Annotated in this window: 15 protein-coding genes; 5 read left to right on the forward strand and 10 right to left on the reverse strand. The window is 47.4% G+C overall.

Annotated features, from left to right (window positions below):
* Nucleotides 1–205: 205 nt before the first annotated feature.
* The 5 genes from astD to H9L11_RS05205 form a co-directional block, all read right to left on the reverse strand.
* Nucleotides 206–1,663 carry a succinylglutamate-semialdehyde dehydrogenase gene (astD, locus tag H9L11_RS05185; RefSeq protein ID WP_005381424.1) on the reverse strand — a complete coding sequence of 486 codons (1,458 nt, stop codon included), beginning with the start codon at nucleotides 1,661–1,663 and terminating at the stop codon, nucleotides 206–208.
* Between the two features lie 28 nt (nucleotides 1,664–1,691).
* Nucleotides 1,692–2,711 carry an arginine N-succinyltransferase gene (gene astA / locus H9L11_RS05190; RefSeq protein WP_005381422.1) on the reverse strand — a complete coding sequence of 340 codons (1,020 nt, stop codon included), beginning with the start codon at nucleotides 2,709–2,711 and terminating at the stop codon, nucleotides 1,692–1,694.
* Nucleotides 2,712–2,820: 109 nt separating this feature from the next.
* Nucleotides 2,821–4,032, reverse strand: a complete 1,212-nt coding sequence (locus H9L11_RS05195; RefSeq protein ID WP_005381420.1) for an aspartate aminotransferase family protein — start codon at nucleotides 4,030–4,032, stop codon at nucleotides 2,821–2,823.
* A gap of 361 nt (nucleotides 4,033–4,393) precedes the next feature.
* Nucleotides 4,394–4,981 (reverse strand): aminodeoxychorismate/anthranilate synthase component II, encoded by a 588-nt coding sequence (locus H9L11_RS05200; RefSeq protein ID WP_053303043.1) that lies wholly within the window; start codon nucleotides 4,979–4,981, stop codon nucleotides 4,394–4,396.
* A 69-nt stretch (nucleotides 4,982–5,050) separates the two neighbouring features.
* On the reverse strand, nucleotides 5,051–5,530 hold the full coding sequence (locus H9L11_RS05205) for a MarR family transcriptional regulator (RefSeq protein ID WP_005381417.1): 480 nt from the start codon (nucleotides 5,528–5,530) through the stop codon (nucleotides 5,051–5,053).
* A gap of 122 nt (nucleotides 5,531–5,652) precedes the next feature.
* Between H9L11_RS05205 and H9L11_RS05210 the strand changes: the two genes are divergently transcribed.
* The 4 genes from H9L11_RS05210 (at nucleotide 5,653) to H9L11_RS05225 (ending at nucleotide 10,042) form a co-directional block, all read left to right on the forward strand.
* Complete coding sequence (locus H9L11_RS05210) at nucleotides 5,653–6,525, forward strand: EamA family transporter (protein WP_005381415.1); 873 nt, start codon at nucleotides 5,653–5,655, stop codon at nucleotides 6,523–6,525.
* A gap of 39 nt (nucleotides 6,526–6,564) precedes the next feature.
* On the forward strand, nucleotides 6,565–7,158 hold the full coding sequence (locus H9L11_RS05215) for an NAD(P)H-dependent oxidoreductase (RefSeq protein WP_053350711.1): 594 nt from the start codon (nucleotides 6,565–6,567) through the stop codon (nucleotides 7,156–7,158).
* A gap of 147 nt (nucleotides 7,159–7,305) precedes the next feature.
* Nucleotides 7,306–8,478, forward strand: a complete 1,173-nt coding sequence (locus tag H9L11_RS05220; RefSeq protein ID WP_005381411.1) for a M20 aminoacylase family protein — start codon at nucleotides 7,306–7,308, stop codon at nucleotides 8,476–8,478.
* A 52-nt stretch (nucleotides 8,479–8,530) separates the two neighbouring features.
* Nucleotides 8,531–10,042 carry an AbgT family transporter gene (locus tag H9L11_RS05225; RefSeq protein WP_053303039.1) on the forward strand — a complete coding sequence of 504 codons (1,512 nt, stop codon included), beginning with the start codon at nucleotides 8,531–8,533 and terminating at the stop codon, nucleotides 10,040–10,042.
* Between the two features lie 6 nt (nucleotides 10,043–10,048).
* Here H9L11_RS05225 and H9L11_RS05230 read toward each other — a convergent pair whose 3' ends face one another.
* Nucleotides 10,049–10,963, reverse strand: coding sequence for a LysR family transcriptional regulator (locus H9L11_RS05230; RefSeq protein ID WP_033907171.1), 915 nt, complete (start codon nucleotides 10,961–10,963; stop codon nucleotides 10,049–10,051).
* Nucleotides 10,964–11,130: 167 nt separating this feature from the next.
* On the reverse strand, nucleotides 11,131–14,085 hold the full coding sequence (locus H9L11_RS05235) for an ExeM/NucH family extracellular endonuclease (RefSeq protein ID WP_176311187.1): 2,955 nt from the start codon (nucleotides 14,083–14,085) through the stop codon (nucleotides 11,131–11,133).
* A 543-nt stretch (nucleotides 14,086–14,628) separates the two neighbouring features.
* On the opposite strand from H9L11_RS05235, the gene H9L11_RS05240 reads away from it, so the two are divergent.
* Nucleotides 14,629–15,003 carry a hypothetical protein gene (locus H9L11_RS05240; RefSeq protein ID WP_172563468.1) on the forward strand — a complete coding sequence of 125 codons (375 nt, stop codon included), beginning with the start codon at nucleotides 14,629–14,631 and terminating at the stop codon, nucleotides 15,001–15,003.
* Nucleotides 15,004–15,060: 57 nt separating this feature from the next.
* Here the strand turns inward: H9L11_RS05240 and trpS are convergent, their stop codons facing one another.
* The 3 genes from trpS to rlmB form a co-directional block, all read right to left on the reverse strand.
* The gene (gene trpS / locus H9L11_RS05245) at nucleotides 15,061–16,077 is read right to left on the reverse strand and encodes a tryptophan--tRNA ligase (RefSeq protein ID WP_005381398.1); all 1,017 of its coding nucleotides are present in this window, start codon (nucleotides 16,075–16,077) and stop codon (nucleotides 15,061–15,063) included.
* Nucleotides 16,078–16,193: 116 nt separating this feature from the next.
* Nucleotides 16,194–16,880 carry a phosphoglycolate phosphatase gene (locus tag H9L11_RS05250; RefSeq protein WP_005382834.1) on the reverse strand — a complete coding sequence of 229 codons (687 nt, stop codon included), beginning with the start codon at nucleotides 16,878–16,880 and terminating at the stop codon, nucleotides 16,194–16,196.
* A 110-nt stretch (nucleotides 16,881–16,990) separates the two neighbouring features.
* Nucleotides 16,991–17,734, reverse strand: a complete 744-nt coding sequence (gene rlmB / locus H9L11_RS05255) for a 23S rRNA (guanosine(2251)-2'-O)-methyltransferase RlmB (RefSeq protein ID WP_017633733.1) — start codon at nucleotides 17,732–17,734, stop codon at nucleotides 16,991–16,993.
* Nucleotides 17,735–17,737 lie beyond the last annotated feature (3 nt).

A 17,737-nucleotide genomic window follows, 5' to 3' on the forward strand; every position in this document is an offset into this window, starting at 1 on the left:
AGTTGGCTGCTCGTTCACAACAAGAGTTGTCCAGAATAATGAACGAGCAACCATCAACCTGTGACGGTAAATGCCAGTCAGTCAACACGCTTTTCCGAGTCTTTGCTCACTTTTCGTGTTCTGCCAACGATCACTACAACCCATACCTAAATGATGCGCCGGCAAGGTGAGCCGCAATGCATAGTTGCGACTCTATCATAAAAACTTATAGCGCTACACCTGGACTCAATGTTGCAGGCAAGACAGTTTCTTGACCTTCCATTGATGCCATTGGGTACGCACAGTAATCTGCTGCGTAGTAAGCGCTTGGGCGCAAGTTACCCGACGCCCCCGGACCACCAAATGGCGCATCACCGCTTGCACCAGTGAGCTGGCGGTTACGGTTCACGATACCTGCACGAATGTGGTCAACGAAGTATTCCCATTCTTGGTCGTCGGTTGAGACCAAACCAGCAGATAAGCCAAAGCGCGTATCGTTTGCTAGCGCCACGGCTTTGTCTAACCCTTCGTAACGCACCACTTGCAGAAGTGGGCCGAAGTATTCTTCATCTGGTAACTCAGCAATGTTCGTTACATCAATGATGCCTGGAGAAACAAACGCCGCCTCTCCTGCTTTCGCTTCAATCAAGCTTTCACCGCCAAGAGACTGTAGATTAGCTTGTGCATCAAGAATAAACTTGGCTGCCGCGACCGAAATTTGCGGTCCCATAAATGGCGCAGGTTCTGCAAATGGTTGGTCTACGCGAATATTGCGTGTCGCTTCGACGAGCTTGGTGATAAGCGCATCGCCTTTTTCACCCAATGGTACATACAAACGACGAGCACACGTACAACGCTGCCCAGCACTGATAAACGCTGACTGGATGATGGTATAAACCGTGGCATCCAAATCACCATATTTATCAGAGATCACCATAGGGTTATTACCACCCATTTCTAGTGCGAGCATCTTGCCCGGTTGACCTGCAAATTGACGGTGTAATACATGCCCCGTATTCGCGCTACCCGTAAACAGTACGCCATCAATGCCTTTAGCGTCAGCGAGGGCGATACCAGTTTCTTTCGCGCCTTGAACAAGGTTAATCACGCCTTTCGGCAGACCGGCTTCTTCCCATAGCTTCATTGCCAATTCACCCGTCCATGGCGTTTGCTCAGACGGTTTGAAGACTACCGTGTTACCAGCCAGTAGCGCTGGCACAATGTGACCATTTGGTAGGTGGCCTGGGAAGTTGTAAGGACCAAACACCGCCATCACGCCCAATGGGCGGTGGCGCAATACGATTTGGTTGCCTGCTGCTTCACGGCTCGCCTCACCAGTGCGGTCATGATAAGCGCGAATCGAAATGGCAATTTTACCTGCCATGGCTGCTGCTTCAGTGCGCGTTTCCCAAATCGGCTTACCAGTTTCTTTGGCAATCACTTCGGCGATTTTTTCGCTGTTCTCTTTTACTTTCTCCGCAAAAGCCAACACGATTGCCTCACGCTCTGAAAATGGACGCTTTTTCCAGTCAATAAACGCTTCACGCGCTGCAGATACCGCCTGGTTCACCTGCTCTGCCGTTGCACCTTTGCCTTGCCAGATCACTTCTTGGTTGTACGGCGACAGAGACGTAAATGCTTCACCCTGACCTTGTACCCATTCACCTGCAATCCAATGTGTCATTGTTTCTATCCTTAAATTCTGTCGTCTGTTACTGCGGAAGAAGGCGAACGAAATCCCCTTCTTCAACCGAAAGTGCATCCGCAACGTCTGGTGCGATCATTACGCTCTGTGTCTCTGCGTCATACGCCGCCTTAGTGACTGTCGCACGGAAGTTCTCGAAAGATGAATTACACATCAAGAAGTCTTGTGTGCTGGAATGTTCAGAGATTTTGACTTGCGCGCGGAATGAATGACGTACCGACTCAATATTACGCAGATCACACTCAACCGTTGGGCCACCATCGAAGATGTCGACGTAGCCTCGGTTGGTAAAACCTTCACGCTCAAGCAGCTTCAGCGCTGGACGCGTGTTGTCATGTACTTGACCAATCACGGCTTGCGCTTCTGGGCTGAGCAGGTTGATGTAAATAGGCAGTTTCGGCATCAAGTCGGCGATAAAGCCTTTCTTGCCGATACCTGTCAGGTAATCTGCAAGAGTGAAATCGATAGAGAAGAAATGCTCTTGAAGCCATTGCCAGAATGGTGAATTACCCTCGTCGTCTGAAACGCCACGCATCTCCGCAAAGATCGTTTCAGAGAAGCGCTCTGGGTGCTCTGCCATCATTAGGAAACGACACTTCGACATTAGACGACCATTCAGACCTTGGCGGAATTTCTCACGCAAGAACAAGGTACAAATTTCGCTGTTACCCGTGTAGTTATTACCAAAAGTAAGCAGTTTAACGACGTTGTTAACGCCAAGCTTTGGCGACGAGTGCACGACTTTACTAATGTGATATGAGTAAAATGGGACATCCCAGCCGATAGATGCTTCGATTCCGGTGGTACCCGCAACCTCACCCGTTTCAGAGTCAAAGCCAACCATCAGGTAGCCTTCATCGCCTGGTTCTGCCACATCTGGCTTACCAAAGCTGTACTCTGAATGTTTGATTCGATTGGTTAACAGTTCTTCGTTAACCGGTAGAGATGTAAATCCGTGACCAGACTCCACCGCACAAGTGTGCAGTGCGTCGTAATCCGACATCGCGATAGGGCGAACTACTAGCATCAATACTCCCTCCAGATGCAAGAAGATCCTAACTATATTGTAGGAACAATTCCCCCATCAGAGATCCTTGACGGGGGTGTCTGCGTTGACGTTTAAACTGATATCGCGCTTAAACTAAAGTCGCGATCGCTTTATCCAGTTTCGCCAAGCCTTCTTCAATTTCTTGTTGTGTGATAACGAGTGATGGTGTGAAACGTACGACATTGGCACCCGCAACCAATACCATGAGACCTTGTTTACCTGCAGCAACCAGCACGTCACGCGCACGGCCTTGCCATTCTTCATTTAGTGCAGCGCCAAGTAATAGGCCTTGACCGCGCACTTCTGAGAAGATGTTGTACTTCGCGTTGATCTTCTCTAGACCTTCACGGAACATTGCTTCGCGTTCTAGCACACCAGCCAACACCTCTGGCTTGGTAACTTCATTTACAACCGCTTCTGCAACCGCACACGCTAGTGGGTTACCGCCATATGTAGAACCGTGAGTGCCCACTTTCATGTGCTCTGCCAATTTTGCTGTCGTTAGCATTGCACCGATTGGGAAACCGCCACCAAGTGATTTCGCAGTACTTAGAATATCTGGCGTGATACCTAAACCTTGGTAAGCGTAGAAGTTACCTGTACGGCCATTACCAGTTTGCACTTCATCGAAGATCAGTAAGGCGTTGTGTTTGTCACACAGCTCGCGAACCGCTTGAGCGAACTCAGGCGTTGGTGGCACGATGCCGCCTTCACCTTGTAGTGGCTCCATCATGACCGCACAAGTACGATCAGACATGTGTGCTTGTAAAGCTTCGATATCGTTGTAAGGAAGGTGTGTCACGTCGCCTGGCTTAGGACCGAAGCCGTCAGAGTATGCCGCTTGGCCACCAACCGTTACGGTAAAGAATGTACGACCGTGGAAACCTTGTTTGAATGCAATGATTTCAGATTTCTCAGTGCCATGAACGTCTGCTGCATAACGACGTGCCAGCTTCAAAGCGGCTTCGTTTGCTTCTGCGCCAGAGTTAGCAAAGAACACTCGCTCAGCAAAACTCACTTCTGTTAGCTTTTTCGCCAGACGAAGGGCTGGTTCGTTCGTCATAACGTTACTTAAGTGCCAAAGCTTGTTAGCTTGCTCTGTTAGCGCGTTTACCATTACTGGATGACAATGGCCAAGACAGCTCACTGCAATACCACCAGCAAAGTCGATGTATTCATTACCTTCCTGATCCCAAACACGTGAACCTTCACCTTTAACAGGGATCATTTCCATCGGGTTATAGCAAGGTACCATTACCTCATCGAATAAACCGCGCTCTACTTTAATTTCCGTTGTCATTGCACATTCCTTCTTGATACCGCATGCGTAGCAGATAAGCGAATTTAACCGGCTCTCTTTGCCAGCAAATAATGTTTTGCATTTAAGCTATTGCGGCATTGTATTTACATTTAATTAACCATTTCAATAGTGATTTATTCTTTTCGTTCTCGAAAGCAACTTCCATTAATCACTGCTTATGACTATTTATGCATCAAGAAAGTAAAATAGAGAAGTGATTTTTTATAAATGTTATGTAATACAGGGGATAGAAGGTTTAAAAAGACATGAATAGACAAAGAGACTCGAGAGAATCGCATAGTTTTGCAATCCGCTCACCTCAGCAAAAAGATGAATGATTTGTTAAGAAAAGTGATCGCGATCAGATCGCTTTGCGTGCTAAAAAGTTCGCAAGCAACTCGTGACCTTGCTCAGTTTTGATTGATTCTGGGTGGAACTGCACCGCATCAATTGGCAAGGTTTTATGTTGGTAACCCATTATTTCATCCATGCTTCCGTCAGGCAGTTCTGTCCATGCGGTCAGTTCAAACACGTCGGGTAAAGTACCGTTTTTCACCACAAGAGAGTGATAACGGGTTACCGTGAGTGGGTTATTCAGATTTTTAAACACACTACGACCGTTATGACGAATCGGTGAGGTCTTACCGTGCATCACTTGTCGTGCACGTACCACTTCGCCCCCAAACACTTGCGCTATCGCTTGGTGACCAAGGCAAACACCCAATATTGGAAGCTTACCAGCGAAGTGTTCTATCGCTTTCAGTGAAATACCTGCTTCGTTCGGCGTACATGGCCCTGGCGAGATCACCAAATGAGTTGGGTTGAGCGCCTCAATGCCTTGGATATCGATTTCATCGTTACGCACCACCTTTACGTCTGCACCAAGCTCGCAGAAGTATTGGTAAAGGTTGTAGGTAAACGAATCATAATTATCGATAATTAACAGCATGGGACTACATCGTGGAAACCTGAAAGCGAGTATTGTGCCGCCTTTTTATCTAAACGCAAGTACGATCAGTTATTCCACCTCGGCTTGCAGGAACTTACTCAGCAGGCTTTCCAACGCATTTCTTTCTTCAGAGTCGAGACAAGTTAAGTGCTGTTCCATGCTCGCGACATGCGCTTCAAGCACCTGATCTAAAAAGGCAACACCGTCTTCCGTCAATGTCACTCGATTACTTCTGCGGTCGCTTTCGCTCGCTACGCGGTGCACCCAACCTTTTTGTACTAGGCCTTCTAATCGGGTACTTACCGCACCAGACGAAATCATCAACGTTTTGTACAACGTTGTCGGAGTGACGGGTTCGACGCTACGTCTTAACGTCGCCAGAATATCGAACTCAATCGCGCTGATCCCAGCATCACCGCACACTTGGCCATGGGCCTGTTCCCAGAAGTTTGCCGCGCGACGAATTCGCCCAACCACGCCCATCGAAGAACAATCTAAGTCAGGTCGTGCTTGCTGCCACTGCTGAAGAATCTTATCTACACCGTCCATTACATCATCCTCACGATCATCACTAACTAAAAATCTTTTCAAAAAGATACTTGACCAAAAGAAAAAACACCATTACTTTTAAAAAACAATCTTTCACAAAAGATACTTTTACAGGAGTTATTATGACCAGCGCAGAAAGGATTCAAGCAATACTGCTCACCGCGATTGCTCCCACCGTTTGGGGCAGCACCTATATCGTCACTACTGAGTTGCTACCCGCAGACAGTCCCCTGCTCGCTTCTGCGATACGCGCACTGCCTGCAGGATTACTGCTCATCGCGTATACACGCTGCTTTCCGAACCAGCAATGGTGGGGAAAACTAGCTTGCCTTGGAACGCTCAACATCGGGCTGTTTTTCTACTGTTTATTTTTTGCGGCGAGCTACCTGCCCGGAGGAACGGCGGCATTGGTCATGTCGAGCCAACCGATCATCGTGATGCTACTCAGTGGGCTGGTATTAAAAAGTAAGATCGCCTTGAGCCACTGCATCGCAGCAATCTTCGGGGTGCTTGGTGTAGCGCTTATCGTCATCAACGAAACGGTGCAGATCAGCGCGCAAGGAATTGTTCTGGCGGTACTAGGTACATTAAGCATGGCAAGTGGCGTGGTGCTCACCAAATACTGGGGACGTCCGGAGAATATGTCGACATTGGCGTTCACTGGCTGGCAACTCCTCGTCGGAGGCATCCTTTTATTACCTGCAGCGCTATGGTTTGAAGGTCTACCGGAGACCATTTCGCTAAAAAACTTGGCCGGATACAGCTACCTAACCATAGTGGGCGCGGTACTCGCTTACGCACTGTGGTTTAAAGGAATCGAGCGTCTTCCTGCAACAAACGTCGCGTTTCTAGGATTTCTGAGTAGCGTCTCGGCGAGCGTGTTGGGCTACGTATTTTTAGATGAAATACTCACACCACTGCAATTGTTAGGTGCAGGAGCAATACTGGTTTCGATCTTTTTGGCCTCCCATAGTCCTAAAGCTGCAAATGCATAACTCCAATAAACAAGATATAAAATTCAAAAGGAAATGATTATGAAACTAACGATTGTCTCTGGCAGCCAAAGGGCAAATTCACAAAGTCTCAACGTAGCTCGTTTTCTCAAACAGCACGGTTTGCAAGAATTCGACCAAGTGGAGATCCTCGACCTGCATGAACTGAACCTGCCATTTTGGAATGAAGGCGTTTGGCAAGGTATCCAAGAGTGGGATGTTTGGACACCAATCGCGCAAAAACTGCAAGAGTCTGACGCGTTTGTCTTTATCACACCGGAATGGCACGGGATGGCAACCCCTGCGCTGAAAAACTTCCTATTGCTGACGACAGCAAACGAACTGGCACATAAACCAGCACTATTGGTGAGTGTCAGCGTGAGTATCAACGGTGTTTACCCGATCAGCGAATTGCGCATGACCGGCAGCAAAAATAACCACGTGTGCTTTTTGCCTGACCACCTCATTGTGCGCAACAGCGATAAACTCATCGATCAAGATGCGAATAGCGATGACAGTGATTTTGTCGCTCGCACCCAATACACCTTGAAACTGCTCAGCTGTTACGCGAGCGCATTAGCACCAGTGCATCAGGACATGCTGCCGCTTGGTAAACCATTCACCTACGGGATGTAATCGTCATTTAAGCCGCTCAGTATTGGGCGGCGTTTAGTTTAACCTCTCTCCAAGCAACTATTAGCAACGCTAATAGTTTCAGTAGTAATCCGGTTTGTTTGAATTGTTTCAATAGTGTTAAATCATTCTCAATTAAAGGGGAGATGTATGAACATTATTGAAGTCTTAGAACCTTGGTTAGCCGACGCGATTAGTCTCCGTCATGCCATTCATAAACAACCAGAATTAGGTTTTGAAGAAAATAACACTCAAGCGTTAGTGGTTGCCGAGCTCGAAAAGTACGGCGTCGATGAAATCTGTACTGATTTCGCCAAAACGGGCGTGGTGGGTGTGATTCACGGCTCGCTCGGGGACGGAAAGAGCATCGGTCTTCGCGCCGACATGGACGCGCTACCCATCCATGAAGCCAACACATTTGCCCACCGTTCGTGCCACGACGGTAAAATGCACGCTTGTGGCCATGACGGTCACACCACTATGTTGTTACTCGCTGCGCGCTACTTGGCCCAGTCGCGTAACTTTGCAGGCAAAGCGGTGCTGATATTCCAACCGGCAGAAGAAGGTCGCGGTGGCGCCGAGACCATGATCACCGACGGCGTGTTAGAGCGCTTCCCGATCGACGAATGCTACGCTCTGCACAATATGCCGGGCATTCCTGAAGGGCATTTCGCATTTAAGACGGGGCCAATAATGGCGAGCTCTGACCGTCTGTTTGTCACTGTCGACGGAAAAAGTGGTCATGCTGGCTTACCACACACAACCCAAGATCCATTACTTGTCGCGACCCATATTTACCAAGGTATTCAAGGCATGGTCAGCCGCAACTACGACCCGTTTGATCCACTAGTGGTTTCGGTCACACAGCTGCATTGTGGAGAAACAACCAACGCCATCGCCGACCAAGCTCATATGAGCGGTACGTTCCGTACTTTGTCTCAACAAACACGAGATAGCTTGGTTGAACGACTCGAGCAACTAGTAGCTCACAGCGCCAAGGCGCACGGGATGCAAGCAGAATTTAAACTCGGACCAATTTCTCACCCACCGACGGTTAACACCGAAAACGAAACTCGGCGAGCGATCGACGCAGCGGCTCAAACCGTTGGAGCTGAGCGCGTTAACCCAAGCTGTGAAGCTATGCTAACCAGCGAAGACTTCGCCTTTTTCCTCAACAAAGTACCGGGTTGCTACGGCTTTATCGGCAACGGCACTGAGGAGCAAGGATGCAGCGTTGGCCTGCACAACAAAGCCTACGACTTTAACGATCGGCTGCTGCCGATTGGCGCCGCTTACTTTATCAATTTGATTGAACAGCAATAACAACAAATGAGGGGAAGTGACTCCCCTTTTTACACAAAGGAGTGTTCTAACAATGTCGACTGCAATTACGCAAAAATCGAGTTCAGGCGCGTCAATGATCGACCGCATTGAGCGACTGGGCGATAAAGTCCCTCATCCCTTCTATTTGTTTATCTTCCTGTGCCTCAGCGTCATGCTGCTCTCTTGCCTATTCTCGTTTATTGGCGGCGGCGTGACCCATCCATCTACGGGTGAAGTAGTGCACGTTAAGAGCCTAATCAGTGGTGAAGGTCTGGTTTACATCCTGCAATCGACGGTGAATAACTTCGTCTCGTTTAAACCACTCGGATTGGTCTTATGTATGATGCTAGCGGTGGGGCTATTGCAAGAAGTAGGCTTGGCCGACAGTGCAATCAAACAATCATTGCTCAACGCGCCGCGTCAGTTTGTCACCGCGTCGATTTTCGTCACTGGTATCATCGGTAACCTCGCCTCAGACGCTGCGTTCATTTTGGTTCCCCCTCTCGCAGGTCTGATTTTTGCGGCAACCAACCGCAACCCAATTGTCGGCATCGCCGCAGGTTTTGTCGCGGTCGCGGCTGGGTTTACCGCCAACCTATTTATTGCTGGCACCGATGTATTACTTTCCGGTATTTCAACCGAAGCGTCTGCCATCGTTGAACACGTCGAAGTTAGCCCGGCAGCAAACTGGTACTTTATGTTGCTTTCCGTTCCGATTTTAGTCGTCACAGGGACGCTCATCACCGACAAATACATCGAGCCTAAATTCGCGCATAAAGTGACAACCAACCACGCCGATAGTGAACCGTCTTTTGAAATTACCACTAAGCAAAAGAGTGCGTTGAAATGGGCTGGAGCAGCGTCTTTGGTGTTTATCGCTTTGCTTTTGGCCGCCCTGCTGCCAGCCGATTCACCTCTGCGTAATGCAGACGGCGGTTTGGTACCTTCACCTTTCCTAAAAGGGATTATCCCGATCATCATGGCATTCTTCTTTATGAATGCGGTGGTTTACGGCGTCAAAGCGGGTACGATCAAACAAGCCAGTGATATTCCTGACTTGATGTCCAAAGCGCTCAAGGGCGTTGGCGGCTACATTGTCTTGGTATTTGTGATTGCCCAGTTCATTGCTTGGTTTAAGTGGTCTAATTTAGCTATCTTTATTGCGGTGAATGGTGCGGAATGGATTTCGTCTGTCGAGATGCCAAAGCTGGCGATGATGGCGCTGTTTATGATGCTTGCTGGCGTGATGAACATGATTGTGTTTAGTGGTTCGGCGCAATGGGCGATCATGGCCCCGGTATTTATCCCACTCTTTATGTTACTTGGCGTAGACCCGCAAATTACGCAAATGGGCTACCGTATTGCCGACTCCACCACCAACATCATTTCACCGACCAATCCATATATTCCGATGGTACTGGCGCTGATCGCCAAATATAACCCGCAAGTGAAATTTGGTACTTTCCTCGCGATGATGGTGCCATACGCTCTGGTGCTATTTAGTGTTTGGGGCGGGCTATTCCTGATTTACATGCTGACAGGTTTACCCGTCGGGCCAATGTAACGTCGCTTAACGACTGGGGATAAACTCAGCAAAGCCCCAGTCGCTGACATGCTTTTTCAAAATCAAACTGAACTCATCGACTAACTCTCGATGAGTTTCTTTACGTGTAATGAGCCCTACTGAGCGGTACTGAACCGGTTGAACAATCGGAATAAAGCGAACTTCCACGTTGTTGCTCAACTCACCGATAGTGGAAGACAGAATCGTCGAACCTAGTCCGCTGGAAATCATCCCTAATAGTGTTGAGGTATGCGAAGCGCTCAACTCCGGATCATAGGTTAAACCAATGCGTTGAAACGCTTCGTCAGCAAGTGTGCGTAAACTGTTCCCAGGGCTGACACCAATCGACGCGTATTGATGCGCTTGTTCCCAACTGACTTGCTTATGCTCGGCGAGCGGATGGTCTTGCCGGCAAACAAAGCACAGGTAATCGCGAAACAGTAAATCAAAGTTCAATTCTGGGTGATTCGGATTGGTGTTGATGCCGATGTCTGCCTGCCCTTGTAGTACTGAATGGGTAATGTCATCAACCCGTTCTTCAATTAAGCGAAAAGTAAAATCTGGATAGCGCTTTTTCAGGTCATTGAGGGTTTTCGGCGCTAAGGATGCACACAACGTATATAGCGACGAAACCACCAGCGACTTGTTGTAGCCGTGTTGGCGGTCTTTGTTTTGCTGAACTAGTTTATCCAAGCGATTAACGATAAATCGCGCTTCCTGATACAACTGCTCGCCCGCTTCGGTGAGGATGATTTTCCTGCCTTGGCGCTGATAGAGTTCGCTGGCAAGTTGCTGGGTCAGCTTTTTCATCATCTGGCTCAACGCAGACTGGGTGATGTGCACCTTTTCAGCGGCATAAGTAAAATTTTGTTCCTCAGCCAAGGCGATAAAAGCTTTGAGCTGACGATAGCTAATGTCCATTTAGTAGTCTCACCCTTTGCTCTGCTGAAAAAGTATACCCAAACTTGGTAACTAATACGTCAATATGATTATCCATTTCTATATTTTTTCTGAACATAAAGGCCAGCATCGGCTGGCCTTTGGTCTTTACAGCTATTTAGGCACTGTTTGTCAGGAAGTAAATTCGCTTAGCGGCGACGACGGAATAAGCCGAGACCTAGCAGCGCAAATAGCGCGCCAAAACCAAACGAACCACCATCTGAATCCTTCGACACTTCTGTTCCAGCTTCAGTTTGCGTCATTGAAACATCACGAACAGAGCTAAACTTCACGATATTACCTGTCGAGTCAGTCACTTTCTCTTCTAACTGATAATTACCTTGCTCTGGCGTTTGTTCAAACTCAATATTCACGCTACGCGCATCAATATCAGCTTGAACTAAAGTTTGGCTAGCCGAGTAAGCTTTCGTATCGCTGCTTGCCGCAGCCGCTTGTGTGGATGGCGTTAAGTTCACCGTAACAATATCGCCCACAACCGCCGTTGGTGGTAAACGGACATCGACGGCTAAGTTGTCACCTGCTTTCGGTAAATCGATGTCATCATCTGGTAAATCAATCGCGATGATCACTGGATCGTGGTCAGAGGCAGAGAACGCATCTTTGTACTTCGGCATATCACCTGTGTACTTGCTGCTGTATTCGAACAAGTTACTCTCTAGTGAGTTGATGTGCCAATCTTCAATTGCTACCACTTTTTGCGCTAGGCTACTGCTTGCCAATGCGTGGTCCAAATTACCCAGCTCGCCCGAATAGGTGTAAGAAAACGTATCAGTGCCGTGCAGCAACGTGTTTAAGTTGTGCAGACCGTAACCTTTTTCAATTTTGGTCTTCTCTACTTGAAGTTCACCATCACCAATGGTTGTGTAAGCAGCAGTATAAATGTCACGGCCGTATTTCTCTTTCGAGTAATCAGTCAGTGTCAGAAGTGGGTCTTCCATGCCATAAGCATTGAGGTCGCCCATGAGCAATACATCGCCTTTCACCTCTTTCAACGCTTCACCCACTGCGTGCGCAGCAGAAACGCGGAAGTTGTTACAGTTGCCTTGCAGATCCGCTGGCTCAGAATCTTCTACACCGGCAATCCACTCTTCAATACACTCAGAGCCTTTCGACTTAAAGTGGTTTACGACAATAGACAAATCTTCATCCGTCTCTTTCACCGTAAAGGTCTGAAGTAGACTGTGGCGTTGGTACTTATCGTAAGCAGGGTTACTTTCTGTGCCCTCTTTACGAGTAATTGTGTTTTCTGCAATGTGCTGCTCTGGCGTGATGATCACTTTTGCAGCGTCTTTTGGCGTTACTGCGTTAGCACGATATAAAATCGCCACCATGATCGCATCACTGCCAAAGTATTCGTCTTGGTATTTGTCTTGCTCTTCGATTTCGACATACGTGTAATGATCTTCAGCGTCATCAATCTCAGCATTTAGGGCATCAACTAAGTTTTGGATAGCACTGCCATCACCAAAGCCGTTGTTTTCCACTTCCATCAAACCAATGATGTCAGCGTCCATCTTGTTCATCGCCGCAACGATTTTCGCTTGTTGGATCAGGAACTCATCTAGGTTAGTCGCACCACGGTTTTGTCCGGTTGGGTTTTCATGGCCACTGTCAGCCACGGAGTTGAAGTAGTTCAGTACGTTGAAGCTTGCAATACGCAAATCTGAGTCCGCAATCGCTGGGGCATCTTTACGAGCCACATCGAAGCCTTCACCTGAAGTCACAAAGTTGGTGTTATCGACTTCATTGGTCGCAATCAGGCGGTATTCGTTGTAGCTGTAAGCCACGACACCCTGAAGACCTTCTACTCGAGAACCAAGGCGAATGTGCTGCTCTGAAGAGCCATCTTGGTCTGCATCTTTAGCAAAATCTGGGTAGTATGGGATTTGGCCGTTTGGTGCTTTGCCATCTGATTCTAGGTATACGCGGTTTGCTGCGTTGTCTTTTGCTAGCTCAACGGCTGCATCGCTCTCTGCCGCGTGTAATTGAGTCGGCTTTAACAATGGCGCTTCATGAGAGAGCATCATATTGTTACGACGTGAATCGTAGTCGTAAGAGAAGTTGCGAGTTACAAACAAGTCACTTGCCGAGGTTAACTCAACTTGCATCCCTTCATGACGCTCTAGCGCATCACGTAGTGTCTCACCTTCTTTGATAACAAGATCGGTAACTCGAGGGGTTTCAGAGGTGCCTGTTTTCACATAGCTGTTAGCATCAGAAGCAAGCTGAGTATTGCTGTAATACTCTTGAACTTTACCTTTCACACAAACAACATCACCAGCTTTCAGCGCCGTGTCCGCCGCGTCGGTATGAATGAACAAGCCTTCTGAGGTCTTGTCGTTGTTGTCGCTTTCCAATGCTTGTAGGTAGAAACCTTTGGTTAAGCCTGTAGTAACAGCAGTCACGACACCCGTTACGAAGTGATCTTCGCCGGTAATGTATGGGTAACCATCAATGAATGGAGATGTGTCGCCTTCACCTTGAATATCTTGAATGGTAGTGAATTTAGGTTGCTGACCGTCTACTTCACAGGCGAATGGGGCTGGTGGCTCAGTCGCATTCAGCTCACCAAGGCCGTCAATGTTGTCTTTCTCAAATGCCGTCCACTGAGATGCATCATAAGTAGCAGAAGGGGTTAGTGCATCACTGTTACGAACTAATGTGGTGTCTTTACCAAAATCTACGTCACCCATCACACCGATGATGTCGTGCACTTCACCATCTTTAAGCAGTGCGATCGGGTCGTCACCGTTAAAGTTCGCAACGCTTTTATCTGTGATATCCGAGACAGCTTTGATGGTATCGCTCGCGTCACCATGCGCCAGTACATACACTTGGTTAGCTTGTAGCGTCACTTGGCTAAGGTCGAATGTGCTACCCCAAGTACCACCACCGTTTGATGATTTCGCCAACTCGTAGCCAGTGAGTGTCACCGCAGTATCACCCGTATTAGCGATCTCTACCGCTTTATTATAAGCGCCGCCTTCTACGTATTGGGAAATAATAATCTCTGCGTTCGCGTTTGCACTAAGTGCACTGGCGATGGTTAATGCGAGTATTGAGGGTTTGATTAACGTGTCCATTGTCATACCTGATATTTATGTAAATGCAAACTTAGCTCTGGTTAGAGCCTGCCATTTGCGTCTACTATCAGGTTTATTTATGAAATAAATAAGAATGAGTAATTAAAGCCGTGAAATGAATCACATGTGAATATAAGAAAATATGCCAGAGCATCCCATTCAAACATTTTTTGTAATAAATACAGAGCGCTATTGATAAACAAGTCAGAATTTAGATTGATTACTCAGTTTACTTTTTCACTTCATGTTAAGGAGTAGAAAATACATCACTTGTTGAGTGGCTTATTAACCCAACCGTTCCGTTACAAATAAAAAATATAATTAGTCACTAATTTAGAATGCTTTAATTTTCACTTGTATCACTGTTCAAGCCCAAGAATCTATTACTCGCTTCGTTCTCTCTTATACAGGCCCCTCATACTTCAAAGTTTTCATGATTTATTCAATAACTTTTCATTACTCACTAGCCAAAAACATACACAAAAGATATAACACCTGCGCGAGACAATAAGATCTCATTAGCTGTAAACCCAGGAACGACAAATGAAAAAAATTCAACGCAGTGTGCTAGCTATCTCCCTACTTGGCTTGATAGCGGGGTGTCAGTTGACCGCCAGTGAGCCACTTCAACCTACGGCGAATCAAGACATCATCGAATCAGCCAAAAATGAACTGGATGGTATTGAAGAGCTAGAAGTCAGTGACGAGGGTGTTATTACCTTTACTCAGCGTCTAAGAACGCCAGGAACCTACTGGATTCCAGCGAGAATTAAAGAACTCAGCTACGATATATCATGCGTACAGCTTAGTTACTTCATTGATAGAGGCATGGTTGTGAAGTCTGCCTTTCTAGGGGCTCGAGGACGTGTTGAATATTACGACATGGAACGCTGTATGAAAGACACACCATTTCAGTAATACAGGCATAAAAAAAGCTCCACCAAAGTGGAGCTTTTTCGTATTCGTTCTTAGCAACTATGGGCGAGCTACAAAACCTACTGCTTCGTATGCTTTCTTAAGCGTTTCAGCCGCTCGTGCCGAGGCTTTCTCAGCGCCTTGCTGCATTACCTCGTCCATGTAAGCACGATCAGCGCGAATACGGTGATATTCTGCTTGAATTGGCTCAAGCATTGCTACAACTGCCTCACCAACATCTTTCTTAAATGGGCCATACATTTCTACGCCTTGGTACTTCGCTTCAATCTCTTCGAAGCTCATGCCTGTCGCCGCGGAGTACAGACCCATTAGGTTAGCAATGCCCGCCTTGTTCTCGATATCATGACGGATACTTGGTGGCGTTTCGGTATCGGTTTGCGCTTTGTTGATCTTCTTAAGGATCGACTTAGGCTCTTCCAGCAGCGTGATAACGTTCTTACGGTTGTCATCAGATTTAGACATCTTCTTCGTTGCGTCTTGAAGGCTCATTACACGCGCATTTACTGTCGGAATGTAAGGCTCTGGAACTTGGAAGATTGGCTGCTCTGGCGAGTAAATATTGTTGAAACGCGTTGCGATATCGCGCGCTAATTCTAGATGTTGCTTCTGGTCACTGCCTACAGGTACTTGGTGTGCACCGTAAAGCAAAATGTCAGCCGCCATCAACACCGGGTAGTCAAATAGACCGACGTTTACGTCATTCGCGTAACGTGCCGATTTGTCTTTAAACTGAGTCATACGGCTCAGCTCACCCATTTGAGTGTAGCAGTTAAGAAGCCAACCTAATTGAGCATGCTCTGGTACATGTGACTGAACAAATAGCGTGCTCTTCTTCGGGTCAACACCAACTGCCAGACAAATTGCCAGTGCGTCTAGAGTTGCTTCATGCAGCGCTTTAGGGTCCTGACGAACCGTAATCGCGTGAAGGTCTACCACACAATATTGGCAATCATAATCGTCTTGCATCTGCTGCCATTGACGTAGAGCACCCAAGTAGTTACCGATACTTAGTTCACCTGAAGGTTGAACACCACTCAATACAATGGGTTTGCTCATTAGAATGATTCCTTTGACTTCTTAATCTAATTAAATGAAAAAAACCGTGCAGTAATAGGTGCACGGTTTACTCAGTGTACTCATTAACGAGTATTTTGGAAGCTCTTTTGTAGCCGTTATGCAGAAACCGCTACAACGTCCAATAATTCTGCCAAACTGTCAGCGACGAAATCTGGATTTGATGCTGAAATAGGTTCACCGTGGTTGTAACCATATGTCAGACCAAATGAGGCACAGCCTGCATTCTTTGCTGCGAGAATGTCGTTTTTCGAGTCGCCAACCATCAGCATTTCACTTGGTTGGATTTGGTGCTTTTCCATCAACCAGTTCAATGCTACTGGGTTTGGTTTTTTCTCTGGGAATGCATCACCGCCAAGGACATCAACGAAGTATTTTGCGATGTCGTGCTTTTCCAAAACGTCAGGCACAAACTTTGAAGGTTTGTTAGTCACCAACGCCATAACAAAGCCCGCTTTGTGCAGCTCTGCTAGTGTCTCTTTTACCGTTGGGTAAAGATGACTTAGCTTGTGACCGCTTTGCTCGTAGTAATCATCAAACAATACACGCGCTTTAGCACGAAGCTCTTCACTCAGCTCCGGGTTGATGGTCAGGCTTTGGCTTAATGAGCGACCAATAAGCACGTCTGCACCGTTACCCACGTAATCACGAACTTGTTCTTCTGAAACCGATGGAAAGCCAAGCGCCTGTACTGCTTGGTCTGCCGCGACAGCTAGATCTGGCACGCTATCAAGCAAAGTACCATCTAGATCGAAGGCGATGAATTTAATGTCTTGTTGAGTCATAACTTCCCTGAGGATTTTTATTTATAAATCGGTGAAAACGACAAAGGATGGCACCCCATCCTTTGTTTTTATCATTATGTCTGATTCTACAGTAACTGTTTGTTTCGTCGTTACTTTGCAGCAATACGCTGACGAACTGCCTCAAACAAACAGATGCCGGATGCTACAGATACGTTCAAGCTTGAAACGCTACCAGCCATTGGGATCTTAATCAAATCGTCGCAGGTTTCACGAGTCAGACGACGCATACCGTCACCTTCTGCCCCCATTACGATAGCAAGGGGTCCAGTCAGTTTTGCTTGGTAGATGTCGTGCGTTGCTTCGCCCGCCGTACCAACAAACCAGATACCTTGCTCTTGCAGTGTACGCATAGTACGAGCCAAGTTAGTCACTCGGATCAATGGCACGACTTCAGCTGCACCACAAGCCACTTTGCTTACGGTTGCGTTCATCGGTGCAGAACGATCTTTCGGTACGATGATCGCCGCAGCACCTGCCGCATCTGCGTTACGTAAACACGCACCAAGATTGTGTGGATCGGTCACGCCGTCTAACACTAATAGCAGTGGTGATTCGTGCTGCGCCAGGATGTCATCTATATCGTTCTCATTCAGCTGCTTCGCTGGTTTCACACGAGCGATGATGCCTTGGTGATTTGCACCGCGCGCTTTGTCATCCAAGGTTTTACGTGTCATCTGCTGAATAGAAACACCACAAACCTGAAGATCATTTAGGATTGGCATTAGGCGATCATCTTGACGACCTTTTAAAACGTACGCCTCGATAAAACGCTCTGGTTCGCGCTCCAATACCGCCTTCACTGCGTGAATGCCGTAGATAAATTCGTTACTCATTGT

It is taken from the genome of Vibrio sp. sp1 (genome assembly GCF_016920955.1).
GTDB lineage: Bacteria > Pseudomonadota > Gammaproteobacteria > Enterobacterales > Vibrionaceae > Vibrio > Vibrio alginolyticus.

Coding starts and splice junctions, on each gene's coding strand:
- astD (WP_005381424.1), bottom strand. CDS start 1,663: ATGACACATTGGATTGCAGGTGAATGGGTACAAGGTCAGGGTGAAGCA.
- astA (WP_005381422.1), bottom strand. CDS start 2,711: ATGCTAGTAGTTCGCCCTATCGCGATGTCGGATTACGACGCACTGCAC.
- H9L11_RS05195 (WP_005381420.1), bottom strand. CDS start 4,032: ATGACAACGGAAATTAAAGTAGAGCGCGGTTTATTCGATGAGGTAATG.
- H9L11_RS05200 (WP_053303043.1), bottom strand. CDS start 4,981: ATGCTGTTAATTATCGATAATTATGATTCGTTTACCTACAACCTTTAC.
- H9L11_RS05205 (WP_005381417.1), bottom strand. CDS start 5,530: ATGGACGGTGTAGATAAGATTCTTCAGCAGTGGCAGCAAGCACGACCT.
- H9L11_RS05210 (WP_005381415.1), top strand. CDS start 5,653: ATGACCAGCGCAGAAAGGATTCAAGCAATACTGCTCACCGCGATTGCT.
- H9L11_RS05215 (WP_053350711.1), top strand. CDS start 6,565: ATGAAACTAACGATTGTCTCTGGCAGCCAAAGGGCAAATTCACAAAGT.
- H9L11_RS05220 (WP_005381411.1), top strand. CDS start 7,306: ATGAACATTATTGAAGTCTTAGAACCTTGGTTAGCCGACGCGATTAGT.
- H9L11_RS05225 (WP_053303039.1), top strand. CDS start 8,531: ATGTCGACTGCAATTACGCAAAAATCGAGTTCAGGCGCGTCAATGATC.
- H9L11_RS05230 (WP_033907171.1), bottom strand. CDS start 10,963: ATGGACATTAGCTATCGTCAGCTCAAAGCTTTTATCGCCTTGGCTGAG.
- H9L11_RS05235 (WP_176311187.1), bottom strand. CDS start 14,085: ATGGACACGTTAATCAAACCCTCAATACTCGCATTAACCATCGCCAGT.
- H9L11_RS05240 (WP_172563468.1), top strand. CDS start 14,629: ATGAAAAAAATTCAACGCAGTGTGCTAGCTATCTCCCTACTTGGCTTG.
- trpS (WP_005381398.1), bottom strand. CDS start 16,077: ATGAGCAAACCCATTGTATTGAGTGGTGTTCAACCTTCAGGTGAACTA.
- H9L11_RS05250 (WP_005382834.1), bottom strand. CDS start 16,880: ATGACTCAACAAGACATTAAATTCATCGCCTTCGATCTAGATGGTACT.
- rlmB (WP_017633733.1), bottom strand. CDS start 17,734: ATGAGTAACGAATTTATCTACGGCATTCACGCAGTGAAGGCGGTATTG.